The organism is Streptomyces sp. NPDC097981, assembly GCF_040302565.1.
GTDB lineage: Bacteria > Actinomycetota > Actinomycetes > Streptomycetales > Streptomycetaceae > Streptomyces.
Genome location: NZ_JBEORW010000052.1, coordinates 25421 through 38889, shown reverse-complemented (window position 1 = coordinate 38889; position 13469 = coordinate 25421). Strand labels below are relative to the sequence as shown.

The window sequence follows — 13469 nt, the reverse complement described above, 5'->3', positions numbered from 1 at the left end:
GGTGCGTACCCGACGGAAGGACAGCGCCATGACCGGCGGCAACGAGGTCCGGATCCTGCGCGCGAGCGACCGCACGGCCGTCGCCTGGAAGAACGGCGGCGGGGTGACCCGCGAGATCGCGGCCTGGCCCGAAGGCGCCGGCATGGCCGGCTTCGGGTGGCGGGTCAGCCTCGCCGAAGTGGCCGCCGACGGGCCGTTCTCGGCCTTCCCCGGCGTCGACCGCACCCTGACCCTGGCCGAGGGCGCGGGCATGGACCTCACCGTGGCCGGCGCCCGCCGCCTCGTCGACGAGCGCTACGCGCCCCAGGACTTCCCCGGCGACGCCCCCACCGACTGCCGGCTCCTGGACGGGCCCGTCGTGAACTTCAACGTGATGTACCGCCGCGACCGGGTACGGGCGGACACCGCGGTCGTCCGGGGCGCCCTCGCACTCACCGCCGCACCGGGGCAGACCCTGCTGGTGGTCGCGCTCCGGGGCCCGGCCGAACTCGAAGCCGGCGCCGGAGACCGATTCGGGGCCGGGCCCGTCGCCCTCGGCCCGTACGATGCGGTCCGCATCGACGGAGCCAACACCTGCGGCCTGCGCACCCGGGGGCACGCGGCGGTGGTCACGCTGGCAGCCCGCCCCGGGCGATGACGTCGGCGTACCAGCGGGCACTGTCTTTCGGCGTGCGCCGTTGGGTCGCGAAGTCGACGTGGACGAGGCCGAACCGCTTGCTGTAGCCGTACGCCCACTCGAAGTTGTCCAGCAGCGACCACACGAAGTACCCGCGCACATCCGCCCCGTCCGCGATCGCCCGGTGCACCGCCGCCAGATGGCCGTGCAGATAGCCGATCCGCTCCGGATCGTGCACCTCCCCGGCCGGGTCGGCGTGGTCGACGTAGGCCGCGCCGTTCTCCGTGATGAGCATCGGCACGCCGGGCAGCTCCCCGTGCAGCCGCATCAGCAGCTCGTGCAGGCCTCCCGCGTCCACCGGCCAGTCCATCGCCGTCCGCGGGCCCGGCGCGGGGACGAGGCGCACGTGCTCCTCGGCGCCGACCCACGGCGAGGGCCCGGCGGACGGGTCGAGGTCCCCGGGCCCGCCGGCCGCGACCACCATCGGGGAGTAGTAGTTGATGCCCAGCCAGTCGACCGGCTCGGCGGCCGCCGCCAGATCGCCGTCGCGGACGAAGGACCAGTCCGTCACCCCGGCGGTGTCGCGGACCAGGTCTTCCGGGAGCCGCCCGTGGAAGACCGGGTCGAGGAAGATCCTGTTGCCCACTGCGTCGATCCGGCGCACCGCGTCGAGATCGGCGGCGCCGGGCGTCAGCGGCCGCACCACGTGCAGGTTCAGCGTCAGCGAGACCTCGGCCGACCGGGGGAGGACCGCGCGCAGCGCCGCCGCGCCCAGGCCGTGGGCCAGGTTGAAGTGGTGCGCGGCCCGCAGCGCGGACTCCGGTTCGGTGCGGCCCGGGGCGTGCACCCCGGACGCGTAGCCGAGGAAGGCCGCGCACCAGGGCTCGTTGAAGGTGGTCCAGCCGGCCACCCGGTCGCCGAGAGCCCCGGCCACGAGCCCCGCGTACTCGGCGAACCGCTCGGCGGTCTCCCGCCGCGGCCAGCCCCCGAGGTCCTCCAGCTCCTGTGGCAGGTCCCAGTGGTAGAGGGTGGCGACCGGCCGGATCCCGGCGGCCAGCAGCGTGTCGACGAGCCGCCGGTAGAAGTCCAGGCCGCGCTGGACGGCGGGCCCCCGGCCGGTGGGCTGGACCCTCGGCCAGGCCACGGAGAAGCGGTAGTCGCTCACCCCGAGCCGTTCGAGCAGGGCCACGTCCTCGGGCATGCGGTGGTAGTGGTCGGCGGCCGTGTCCCCCGTATCGCCGCCCAGGACCTTGCCGGGGGTGTGGCTGAAGGTGTCCCAGATGGACGGCGTCCGGCCGTGGAGGGCGGCCGCGCCCTCGATCTGGTACGCGGCGGTCGCCGCGCCCCAGCGGAATCCGGCCGGGAAGGTGAGGGCCGTCTGCGGGATGGCAGAAGCGTCGAGCGAGGTCATGGGAGGACTCCAGGGATCGTGAGGGGAAGGCCGGGGCGGCTGCGTCAGCCCTTGACCGCGCCCTGCATGATGCCGCCGACGATCTGGCGGCCGAGCAGGCCGAAGACCAGCAGCACGGGCAGGGTGCCGAGCAGGGTGCCCGCCATGATCACGGACTGGTCGTGGACGTACCCGCCGCCCAGCTGGCGCAGGGCGACCTGGACGGTGGGCTCCTGCGAGGACAGCGCGACGATCGGCCAGAAGAAGTCGTTCCAGGCCGTCATGAAGGTGAGCAGGCCCAGCACCGCCATGGCCGGGCGGGCGATCGGCACGACGACCGACCAGAAGACCCGGGCGTGCGAGGCCCCGTCCACCCGGGCCGCCTCTATCAGCTCGTCCGGCAGCGACTGCACCAGGAACTGCCGCATGAAGAACACGCCGAAGGCCGACACGAGTCCGGGCAGGACGACGGCCTGGAGCTGGTTGACCCAGTGCAGTTCGACGATCAGCATGAAGAGCGGGATCACCCCGAGCTGCGGCGGGATCATCATCGAGGCGACGACGGCGCCGAGCAGCGCACCGCGGCCCCGGAAGCGCAGTTTGGCGAAGGCGAAGCCGGCCAGCGTGGAGCACAGCACCGTGCCGACGGTGATCGCCCCCGAGACGATGAGGGAGTTGAGCAGCGCCTTGCCGATCGCCGCCTCGTCCAGCACTGCCCGGAGGTTGTCCAGGAGCCGCGGACCGGGCAGCAGGGCCGGCACCGGCCGCGCCAGCTCGGCGTTGGAGCGGCTCGCGGCGACGAGGGTCCAGTACAGCGGGAAGGCCGAGACCAGCACCGCGATGATCAGGACCGCGTAGGTGATCCTTCCGCCACGCCGGGCGGAGGCGCCGGAGCTCATCGGCCGGCCTCCTTGTGGGAACGGCGGTGCGCGGCCAGGGCGTTGACCCCGACCAGCACCACGATCAGCAGGAACATCACCCAGGCGATGGCCGCCGCCCGGCCCAGGTGGAAGAAGCCCCAGCCCTGCTCGTACATGTACAGGCCGAGGGTCTGGTACTGGTGTGAGATGCCGCCGGACACCGACCCCTCGAACAGCAGCGGCTCACCGAACAGCTGCGTGGCGCCGATCGTCGAGACGATCGCGGTGAAGACGATCGTGGGGCGCAGCCCGGGCAGTGTCACGTGGAGGAACTGCCGCAGGCGGGAGGCCCCGTCGACCTCGGCCGCCTCGTACAGCTCGGCCGGGATCGTCTGCATGCCCGCCAGGTAGATCAGCGCGTTGTAGCCGGTCCAGCGCCAGACGACGATGGACGAGACGGCGATCTGGGAGGCCGCCGTACCGTTCTGCCAGTCGACCGGGTGGATGCCCACCAGGTCCAGCAGGTGGTTGACGAGTCCGAAGTCACGCCCGAAGAGCTGCGCGAAGATCAGCGAGGCGGCGGCGACCGAGGTCGCGTACGGCAGCAGCAGGGCCGTACGGAAGAAGGTCCGGGCGCGCAGGCGGTAGTTGAGGACGTGGGCCAGGCCCAGAGCCATCAGCAGCTGGGGCACCGTGGACAGGACGCCGATGGTGAAGGTGTTGCGCAGCGCCGTCCAGAAGAACGGGTCGGTGAACAGCGCCGTGTAGTTGCCGAGGCCGCGCCACTCCAGCTCGCCGGGGGTCTGGAGTTCGGCGCGGTAGAGGGAGACGTATGCGGTGTAGAGCAGCGGGAAGATCCCGAAGGCGGCGAACAGGGTGAAGAACGGGGCGAGGAAGGCGTACGGGGACAGCGCGGCCGGTCGGCCGTACCGCCGGGGCAGCGGTTCAGCCGAGGGCATTCTTGACGGCCTTCTTCGCGTTCGACCAGGCCGTCTCGGGCGCCGTGCCCTTCCGCTCGACCTCGCTCAGCGCGTTGTCGATCTGGTCGGCGATGTCCTTGTCGTGCAGGCCGAGCACCTGTACGGGGGCCTGCCGGGCGGCGTCACCGAAGATCTGGCCGATCGGCGCGTCGGAGAAGTACGGGTCCTTGGCGTCCGCTATCTGTGTGATGGACTTGCCGGCGGACGGGAAGTTGCCCTGCTTGCGGAAGACCTTGGTCTGCTGCTCGGGCGCGGTCAGCCACTTGATCAGCTCGTACGCCTCCTTCCTGTGCTGTGCCACGCTCGGGACCGCCAGGTAGGAGCCGCCCCAGTTGCCCGCGCCGCCGGGCAGTTTCGCGACGTCCCACTTGCCCTTGCCCGCGTCCCCGGCCTGGCCCTTGATGTACCCGAGCATCCAGGCGGGGCAGGGCAGGGTGGCGAAGGACCCGGAGGAGAACGCCTGGTTCCACGGCGGCGACCACTGGTCCAGTTTGGCGCTCAGCCCGTCGCCGGCGGCCTTGACCGAGGCGTCCCAGCCGGCCTTCACGGCGGGGCTGGTCTCGTAGACCAGGGCGCCCGAGGCGTCGTAGTAGCGCTCCTTCTGCTGCCCGACCATGATCGCGTTCAGGCTGCCCACGCTGTCGATCCAGGCGCTGCCGGCCGGCGCCTTCTCCTTGTACTGGCGGCCGAGTTCGAGGTAGCCGTCCCAGGTGGCCCACCGCGCCGCCAGTTCGGTGCGGTCGGTGGGCAGTCCGGCGGCCTTGAACAGGTCGCTCCGGTAGCACATGGCCTCGGGGCCGACATCGGTGCCCAGGCCCAGCACCTTGCCGTCCTTGGTCGTCGCGGCGGACCACTTGGCGGCGGCGAACTCCTCCTTGAGGGTCCCGGCCCCGTACTGGTTCAGGTCGACGAACTTGCCGGCCTGCTGCTGGGTGACGGACGCGATGCGGCCGACCTCGACGGCCTGGACGTCGGCCAGGCCGCCGCCGCCCGCGAGGCGGGTCTGGAGGGACTTCCAGTAGTCCTTCTCGTCCTCGGTGTCGGTCTGCTTGATCTTGACGTGGGGGTGGAGCTGCTCGTACTCGGCGTAGAGGCCGGCCTCCCGGTAGCCGAACGCGCCGAACAGGTCGACGGTGAGCGTGACGTCGCCGCCCGCGGCGTCGGAGGAGGCGCCGTCCGGACCGGACCCGGATCCGCAGGCGGCCAGGAGGACTCCGGAGACCGCGACGGCGGCGAGGCGGACCGCGGCTCTCGGGACGGTACGGGGTGTGGACATGGGGCGGCCTCCTTGGCCTGGACGGGCGGGGTGCGGGGGTGGGGCTGCGCCATCTTGAGAGCGCTCTCAGAATGAGACTGGAGCCTGCACCCGCAGCCCTGGCCCCGTCAAGACGTGTACGCGCAACAACACGCTTTCGTCCGCAATCACCCCTGCCGCAGGGCGAGTTCACGCCGCTCCGATCCGCGTCGGCGGGGATCAGGCGGAGGCGCGCCGCACCAGCGCGGTCGGAGTGACCACCGAAGCGGGCACCGCACTGTCGCCCTGCGCCGCGTTCAGGGTGCGCAGCAGCAGCCGGGCCATCAGGCGGCCCATCCCCTCGATGTCCTGGCGCACGGTCGTCAGCGGCGGATCGGCCGTCTCCGCCACCGGTTCGGCGTCGTCGAAGCCGACGAGCGCCACGTCTGCGGGCACGGCGAGGCCACGCTCCCGCAGCACCCGCAGGGCGCCCGTCGCCATCAGGTCGTTCGCCGCGAACACCGCGTCCAGGTCCGGGCAGCGCTCCAGCAGCCCGGCCATCGCGAGGGCGCCGCCCGCCGCGGTGAAGTCCCCCTCCGCGATCAGCGCGGGATCGGCGTCGAGGAGCACGTCCCGGTAGCCGTCGAGCCGGTCCACGGCCGAGGTCTGGTCCAGTGGCCCGGCGATGTGCGCGATCCGCCGCCGGCCCTGGTCCAGCAGGTACCGGACGGCCTCCCGGGCGCCTCCGCGGTTGTCCGCGTCCACGTACGCGACACCTCCGTGCTCGCCGGACCCGGCGGTCCAGCCCGGACGGCCGCCGTAGACCGTCGGCATGCCGATGCGGCGGGTGATCGCCGGCAGCGGGTCGTCGGTGTGCAGCGAGAAGGCGAGTGCCCCGTCGACATGGCCGCCGGCCAGGTAGCGCTCGATGCGGTCGTAGTCCCCCCGGTCCTCCACCAGCAGCAGGACCAGCTGTGTGTCGTGCGCAGTCAGCTCCTTGCTGATGCCGCGGACCTGGCGGGAGAAGAAGGGGTCGGAGAAGATCCGGATCTCCGGCTCGGCGATGATCACCGCGACGGCTCCGGTGCGCCGCGTGACCAGGGTGCGGGCGGCCGGGTTCGGCACGTATCCGAGCTCCCGGACGGCCTCGCGGACCTTCTCCACCAGATGCGCGCGGACGCCCTCGCCGCCGTTGACGACGCGGGACGCGGTGGCCCGGGACACCCCGGCGCGCTCCGCCACGGCCTCCAGGGTGGGCCGGTGACCGGGAAGCTGTTCGGGCACGGGCGCTCCTCCTGCGTGTCCGGGGCTGTTGGCTCGCCGGACAGCAGCGTAACCCGTACCGCCGGGAGCTTGAGAGCGCTCCCGGCGGTACGGGCGGTCACCAGCCGATACCGAGGGTGAGTCCGGTCGGCGGGTCCGTATTGCCGAGGATCTGGACGGAGGACTGATCGTTGACGTCGTCGTAGGGGAAGCCGTAGGCCCGCTGGTTCAGGCCGACGGTGTGGAAGAAGCCGGCGTAGTCGTTCTTCGCCGTCCCGCCGTAGTAGGCCGCCGGGGTGTACCAGGCGGCGGTGTCGAGGGCGACGCCCCGGTTGAACGCGGCGCAGAACTCCGCGCCGAGCTGCTTCTCCGTGTCGTTGCCCGAGGCCAGCGCCCCCGCGCAGGCCATGACGTCCGGCGAGGTGGGTTTGTGGAGGTTGAAGGAGCCGGAGCCGTTCTTGCCGAAGGTCAGCGTGGAGCCGGAGACCCGCCCGGAGAAGGTCTCGCCGAGCCGGGTGAGGGTGAAGGGGTGGGTGGTGTAGTAGGCCCAGGCCTGGTCTATGGCGGCCGTCAGGTGGTTCTGCTGCGCGCCGCCCGCGAGGAACAGGTCCGAGGAGCGGGGCGCCACGATCCGGTAGCCGTTCTGGAGCGGCTTGAAAGCGGCCCCGACGGAGGCCGCGTACTGCTGCATGACCTCGGCGCGGGTCCGGGTGATGCCCTGGGTGTTGTCGTAGCCGCTGGAGGTCTGGCGCAGCCGTGAGGTCATCGGGAAGCCGAACTGGTCGACCTGGGTGGTGTTCCCGCCGAACGCGACCTGGCCGTGCACGTACGTGTACTCGTACCAGTCGTAGTACACGTCGCTGTTCGGGTCGTCGGGATTGCGCAGGTCGGGGCCGCCCCAGCCCTGGTCGTCGGGGGAGACCGGGAGGTACACGGGGGAGCCGAGGGAGACGTAGATCCTGCCTCCGCGGATCGACGCCGGGGAGGGCACCGTCCCGCCCGCCTGGGCCAGGGTGAACGACATGGCGGGGTAGTTGACGCCCTTCTTCACCAGGTGGCCGGGCGCGGTGGCGTCGAGGTGGCTGATGTGGACCATGGAGCCGTCGGGCTTCATGTACGACCACTGGCCCGGGGTCACCTGGCCGAGGACGGTGACGAAGACCTGTGAATCGGAGTACGTGCCACGGGTGTTGTTCTGGAAGGTGATCGGGAAGCTCCCGGACCCGCCTCCGCCGTCTCCTCCTCCGCCTCCTCCGCCGGAGCCGACCGTGTGGGAGAAGTGCGGGGTGTCGTGGAGCGGTCCGCCCTTCTCGTACGTGAACCAGTACTCGACGGTGAAGCCGGAGGCCAGGCCGGTGACGGTCTGTTGCCAGGTCCCGCCGTGGTCCGTCATCCGGAAGTTCTGCTGCCCCAGCCCCCCGCCGGGCAGGTAGTGGACGTCCACCAGGGCGGCGGGGGCGGCCGGTTCGAACCAGATCTGCACCGTGCCGGAACCCCGGGCGGTCACGCCCTGCGTGTAGTCCGCCGCGGCCCCGGTCGTGGTCGGGGCGAACAGTACAGAGCCCACCAGGGCGATCAGCGCGGCCAGCGCGGCCAGCACGGCCGGCGGGAGCGGTCGTCGTGTGTTCATGAGCGTCTCCTGGTCCGGTCAGTGGCCGAAGTCGAACCAGTTGACGTTCACGTAGTCGGCGCTCTGGCCGCTCGTGAACGTCAGGTAGACGTCGTGCGTTCCCGTGACGGCGCTGATGTTCGCCGGGACGGTCCGCCAGCTCTGCCAGCCTCCGGTGTCCGCGACCGAGAAGCTGCCGATCGGCGGGCCGGTACGGCTGTCCAGCCGGACCTCGACGAGTCCGCTGACCCCGCCGGCCGCCCCGCTGGCGACCCGGCCGTAGAACTGCCTGGCGGCGCCGGAACCGAAGTCGACCCCCTTGTAAAGGGCCCAGTCGCCGTTCGCGATCGCGCCGGCGTTGCGGCCGCCGCCGGTGTCCGTGGTGGTCTCCACGGCCAGCCCGGCCTGGTCGTCGTACGACTCGGCCTCGATGGCCGTGTACGCGTCGCGGCTGCCGGACGGCGGTGTGGTGGGCGGCGTCGTCGGGGGTGTGGTCGGGGGCGTCGTCGGCGGCGTCGTGCCGCCCGCCGAGCGGAGTACGGACACGTAGTCGACGACCATCGAGTAGCCGGGCTGGGTGCCCGCGTCGGGTCCGCCGCCGAAGGCGTCCGGGAAGCCGCCGCCCATGGCGACGTTCAGGATGATGAAGTAGCCGTGGTCCGTGGCGCTGGCCCAGGTGGCGGCATCCACCTGAGTCGCCTTCACGGTGTGGAAGTTGACCCCGTCGAGGTAGAAGCGCATCTCCTCCACGGCGGTGGACCGGTCCCACTCCACCGCGTACGTGTGGAATCCGCCCTGGCAGGTGGTGCCGGAGCAGACGCGCTGGCCGCCGATGCCGGACGTCTCGTTGCACGGGCCGCCCGGACTCGTGCCGCAGTGCATCGTGGCCCACTCGTTGTTGATGCCCTGGACGTTCTCCATGACGTCGAGCTCACCGATGCCGGGCCAGTTCCACCAGTTGCCCCGGTAGGGCGCGCCGAGCATCCAGAACGCCGGCCAGTAGCCCTTCGCCGCCGCTCCGGAGACGTTCGGCATCTGGATCCGGGCCTCGGTGCGCAGCTTTCCGCCCGCCGGGGGCTGGAAGTCGGCGCGCCGGGTCTCGATGCGCCCGGAGGTCCAGTTCCCGGCGGCGTCCCGGCGCGGGGTGATCCGCAGGTTCCCCGCGCCGTCGAGGGAGACGTTCGCGGTGCTCGCGGTCATCGTCTCGACCTCGCCCGTACCGAAGTTGGCGGGTCCGCCGGGGTAGCTCGTCCCGGTGGTGTACTGCCAGTCGGTGGTGTTCACGCCGGAGCCCGCGGCCCCGTTGAAATCGTCCAGGAACACCTGGGACCAGCCCGCCGGCGGCGCGGGTGCGGCGGCACTGGCGGGCAGGGTGACCACGGCGGCGGCCACCGCGGCCACGGCCATCGTGCTGAGCGTGGCGACGACGGCCCGCCGGACGGACGAGCGTTTTCTGCCGGATGTGTGACGCATGGATGCCCTCTCTGAGGCGCCGTGAGGCGCGGTGCGGGGGGAGGCGCGGCCGAGTTCGGTGGGGTCGGGAGCCGCTCTCTGAGAGCGCTCTCAAGCGCGCGCCGCTGACACTGTGCTCCCCGCCACCTCAGGCGTCAAGACTTTGAGCCGGGAACAGGCTTACGGCCAACCGGAGTTCACGGCTTGAAAGACGGGACGAGCCGCCGTCAGGTGGGCAGTCCCACCGACCGTTCCCCGGCCCGCCGCTTCTGGATCACCACGGCCACCACGAGCAGGGTGCCTTGGGCGACGTTCTGCCAGAACGGGTTGACGCCCTGCACGGTCAGGCCGTTGTCCAGCGCCCCGAGCAGGGTGATGGCCAGCAGGGTGCCGCCGACTCCGCCCTTGCCGCCCGCCAGGAGGCAGCCGCCGAGCGCGGCGGCCGTGATCGCCTTCAGTTCGAGGCCCTCGCTGCCCGAGACGGGGTGGCCGAACCCGGTCCGGGCGGTCAGCAGGACACCGGCGACGGCGGCGACCAATCCGGCCAGGCCGTAGACGGTGATCAGGTACTTGTTGATGTCGATGCCGGCCAGCCGGGCGGCTGTGTCGTTGCCGCCGATGGCGTAGATGTTGCGGCCGATGTCGGTCGACTTCAGCAGCAGGTGGATGGCGAGCGTGACGACGGCGAGCACCCACAGCAGCACGGGGATTCCGGCGATCGCGCCATTCGAGAGGAAGACGAACACGTCGTCGTTGCTGACGTACCCCTGCGCCGCCCCCTTGGACAGCAACTGGGCGACCCCCTTGTACGCGGCGAGGGTGGCCAGCGTCGCGATGACCGGGTTGACCCGGCCGAAGACTATGACCGCGCCGTTGAGGAGCCCGGCCAGCAGCCCCGCCCCGAGCGCGGCGGCGATGCCGAGCAGGGCGCTGCCGCCCGTGGAGGTGAAGACCATGGCGGAGACGACGGAGGCCACGCCGACCTGGGAGCCGACGGAGATGTCCAGTGCGCCGCAGATGATCACCACGGTCTGGACGAGGGCGAGCAGCCCGGAAATGGTCACCGCGTCGCCGATGACCTTGATGTTGGCCCAGGTCAGATAGGCCTGGTTGAGCCAGCCGAAGAGGGCCAGGACCAGCACCAAGGCGCCGATCAGGCTGAGGTTCTGGCCGCCGACGGCGCCGAGGAGCGCACCGAGCCGCTGCCCGGGGCCCGCCGCCGTCCCGCCCCGGTCGGCGGCCGGGGTGCCGCTCGTACCGGCCGGCCCGGCGGGCATCGCGCCGGTCCCGCCGGGGGTCCCGCCGGACGGCCCGGCGGTGGTACCGCCGGTCGTACCGCCCGACATCCCGTCGGGCGTGCCGCCTCCCGTGGTCGACGTGTTCGCGTTCACTCGACTCCTCCGTTGCCCGTGTCCGGCGTGGTCAGGTCGTCCGCCATGGCCAGGGCGAGCACGGCCTCCTCGGTGGCCTCGGCCCGGCCGAGCTCGCCGGTGATCCTGCCGCCCTGCATCACCAGCACCCGGTCGGCCAGCCCCAACACCTCCGGCAGCTCGGAGGAGATGACCAGGAGCGCCACCCCGGCCCCGGCGAGGTCCGCGATGATCCGGTGGATCTCGGCCTTCGCGCCGACGTCGATGCCCCGGGTCGGCTCGTCGAGGATCAGTACCGCGGGCCTGCGCGCCAGCCAGCGGGCGAGCACCACCTTCTGCTGGTTGCCGCCCGAGAGCGTGCGCACCTCCCGTTCCACGGACGGGGTGCGCACGCGCAGCCGGCGGGTGTACTCCCGGGCGAGCTCCTTCTCGGCCGCTCTGCGCACGAAGCGCAGGCGGCTCAGCCGGTCCAGCACAACCAGCGCGATGTTGTCGCGGACCGACCGGTCCAGGAACAGCGCCTGCGCCTTGCGCTCCTCGGGGGCGAGCCCGATTCCCGCGCGGATCGCGTCGGAGGGCCGGCGCAGCCGCAGCTCCTCGCCCAGCACCGACACCGATCCGCCGCGCAGCGGGAGGTCGCCGATCAGCGCGCGGGCCAGCTCGGAGCGTCCGGCGCCGACCAGCCCGGCGAGGGCCACCACCTCACCCGCCCGGACCCGGAGGCTGATCCCGCGCACGTCGTCGGTGGTGAGTTCGCGGACGTCCAGGACGATTCGGCCGGTGGCCACGTGCGGCCGGGCGAAACCCCTTCGAGTGACGGACAGGTCCCGGCCCACCATCATCCGTACGACGGCTCCCTCGTCCGTGGCGGCGGCGTCCTCGACGCCGACCAGCGCCCCGTCGCGCAGGACGGCCACCCGGTCGGCCAGCCGGAAGATCTCCTGCATGCGGTGGGACACGTAGATGACGGCGAGCCCCTGTTCGCGCAGTCTGCGGATCAGCGTGAACAGGGCCTCCACCTCGTGCTCGGACAGGGAGGAGGTGGGTTCGTCGAAGGCCACCACCCTCGCCTCTCCGGTCAACGCCCTGAGGATCTCCACCAGCTGGCGCTGGGCCGGGGTGAGGCGGATGCCGGGCGTGTCCGCGTCGAGGACCCTTCCGAAGCCGATCCGGGCCAGATCCTCCCGGAGCCGGCCCCGTAGGGCCGCCCGGTCGAAGCGGCGGCCCCGCCGGGTGGGCAGGGCGCCGAGGTAGACGTTCTCGGCGACCGTGAGGTGCGGGACGATCTCCGGCTCCTGGGGGATGAGCCGGATGCCGGCCGCCCGGGCGTCGGCCGGGGAGCGCAGCCGCATCTCGGCGCCGTCGATGTGGACCGTGCCGGAATCGGCCGGCTGGTCACCGCAGACGATCTTCAGCAGGGTGGACTTCCCGGCGCCGTTCTCGCCCATCAGCGCGGTGACCGAACCGGCCGGGAAGTCCAGGCTGATGTCGCGCAGGGCAGGGACCCCGGCGAAGCTCTTGGCGAGGCCGGCCACGCGGAGTCCGGCGGCGGGGGCCATCACTTGCAGCCGAATCCGGCGTCCCGCCAGTTGCCCGCGTCGACCATCCTGGTCGGGGCGAAGGCTTCGGGGGCGAACTCCGTACCGTTCTTGAGCTTGTCGTACATGGCCTGGACGGCCAGCTTTCCGACCTCGTCGCCTGGGATGTAGAGCGCGGCCCTCATCCCGTTGTCGGCGCCCGCCTGCCAGTCCTTGCAGGCCAGATAGGAGCCGAGGCCGACACCCACGATGTCCGCTCCCTTGACCCCTGCGTTGCCCAGCCCCTTGACCCCGCCGGAGACGTTCTCGTCGTTGCACCCCATGACCACCCAGTGCCTGACGCCCTGGTTGGCCGTCACCGTCGCCTCGGCCTTGGCCTGCGCGCCCGCCGGGGTGTTGTCCGTACCGAGCTCGACCGTCTGGACCTCGGGGGCGCCGGCCTCCTTCCAGGCGGCCTTGGCCCCGTTGATCCGGTCGGTGCAGACCGTGGTGTCCTGCTTCCACGCGTAGACGATCCGGGTGTCCGCGGGGCTCCAGCCCGTCTTCGCGAACTCGGCCGCGGCCCGCTTGCCGACCTCGCCCCCCATCTGGGTCCCCGAGAAGCCCACGCGCGCCACCAGATCGGCCTTGGCGCACGCCGCGGGCTTGGGGCCGGTGACGCACACCTGATCGTCGGAGGTGAGAAGCGGGATCCCCGCCTTCTTGGCCTCGGCGGCGATCTGCGGGCCGACCGCCGGCTCCGGCACGACGATGACGATGCCCGAGTTCTTCTGCGCGATCGCCGACTTGACCTCGGTGACGGTCTTCGAGGCGTCGTTGCCGAGGTTGACGACGGTGAGTTTGATGCCCAGCTCGTCGGCCCTCTTCCTGGCGCCGGCCGCCTCGGAGACGAAGTACTCCTGGTCGCCCTGTTTCTGCAGGTAGGCGATGGATATCGGGCCGTCCGCCTTCTTGCCGGCGCCGGCAGCCGTTCCCGTTCCCGGGGCGGAGCCGGGTTTGCCGGAGGAGCAGGCCCCCAGGGTGAGCGCCAGCGCGAGGGCACCGGTCAGGGCGGCGCTGCGGCGATACCGGATCATGGACATGTACGAGTGCTCCCTCATCGGGCCGGGTCGGCGGATCGGTGGGTCGGCGGGTCGGTGGGTCGGTGGGTCGGCGGG

The 13469-nt window shown here is 72.0% G+C and carries 11 protein-coding genes; 1 reads left to right on the top strand and 10 read right to left on the bottom strand.

Annotated features, from left to right (window positions below; translation table 11 throughout):
- Window positions 1-28 precede the first annotated feature (28 nt).
- On the top strand, window positions 29-637 hold the full coding sequence (locus tag ABTY04_RS34575; RefSeq protein WP_352217406.1) for a HutD/Ves family protein: 609 nt from the start codon (window positions 29-31) through the stop codon (window positions 635-637).
- Here the strand turns inward: ABTY04_RS34575 and ABTY04_RS34570 are convergent.
- The 10 genes from ABTY04_RS34570 to ABTY04_RS34525 all read right to left on the bottom strand — a co-directional run bounded on the left by ABTY04_RS34570 (window position 609) and on the right by ABTY04_RS34525 (window position 13394).
- Window positions 609-2027, bottom strand: coding sequence for a GH1 family beta-glucosidase (locus ABTY04_RS34570; RefSeq protein WP_352217405.1), 1419 nt, complete (start codon window positions 2025-2027; stop codon window positions 609-611). The genes ABTY04_RS34575 and ABTY04_RS34570 overlap by 29 nt on opposite strands.
- Window positions 2028-2071: 44 nt before the next feature.
- Window positions 2072-2905: a carbohydrate ABC transporter permease gene (locus tag ABTY04_RS34565; RefSeq protein ID WP_352217404.1), complete on the bottom strand. Its 834-nt coding sequence runs from the start codon at window positions 2903-2905 to the stop codon at window positions 2072-2074.
- Complete coding sequence (locus ABTY04_RS34560) at window positions 2902-3825, bottom strand: carbohydrate ABC transporter permease (RefSeq protein ID WP_352217403.1); 924 nt, start codon at window positions 3823-3825, stop codon at window positions 2902-2904. The genes ABTY04_RS34565 and ABTY04_RS34560 overlap by 4 nt, the downstream gene beginning before the upstream one ends.
- Window positions 3812-5122: an ABC transporter substrate-binding protein gene (locus ABTY04_RS34555; RefSeq protein WP_352217402.1), complete on the bottom strand. Its 1311-nt coding sequence runs from the start codon at window positions 5120-5122 to the stop codon at window positions 3812-3814. Before ABTY04_RS34555 ends, ABTY04_RS34560 begins: the two co-directional genes overlap by 14 nt.
- A 198-nt stretch (window positions 5123-5320) precedes the next feature.
- Window positions 5321-6364: a LacI family DNA-binding transcriptional regulator gene (locus ABTY04_RS34550; protein WP_352217401.1), complete on the bottom strand. Its 1044-nt coding sequence runs from the start codon at window positions 6362-6364 to the stop codon at window positions 5321-5323.
- Between the two features lie 97 nt (window positions 6365-6461).
- Window positions 6462-7973, bottom strand: a complete 1512-nt coding sequence (locus ABTY04_RS34545; RefSeq protein ID WP_352217400.1) for a glycoside hydrolase family 64 protein — start codon at window positions 7971-7973, stop codon at window positions 6462-6464.
- Between the two features lie 18 nt (window positions 7974-7991).
- Window positions 7992-9425, bottom strand: coding sequence for a glycoside hydrolase family 16 protein (locus ABTY04_RS34540; RefSeq protein WP_352217399.1), 1434 nt, complete (start codon window positions 9423-9425; stop codon window positions 7992-7994).
- 206 nt (window positions 9426-9631) lie between these two features.
- The gene (locus ABTY04_RS34535) at window positions 9632-10795 is read right to left on the bottom strand and encodes an ABC transporter permease (protein WP_352217398.1); all 1164 of its coding nucleotides are present in this window, start codon (window positions 10793-10795) and stop codon (window positions 9632-9634) included.
- The gene (locus ABTY04_RS34530) at window positions 10792-12333 is read right to left on the bottom strand and encodes a sugar ABC transporter ATP-binding protein (protein WP_352217397.1); all 1542 of its coding nucleotides are present in this window, start codon (window positions 12331-12333) and stop codon (window positions 10792-10794) included. Before ABTY04_RS34530 ends, ABTY04_RS34535 begins: the two co-directional genes overlap by 4 nt.
- Entirely contained in the window at window positions 12333-13394 is a 1062-nt protein-coding gene (locus ABTY04_RS34525; RefSeq protein ID WP_352217396.1) for a substrate-binding domain-containing protein, read from the bottom strand. The genes ABTY04_RS34530 and ABTY04_RS34525 overlap by 1 nt, the downstream gene beginning before the upstream one ends.
- Window positions 13395-13469 lie beyond the last annotated feature (75 nt).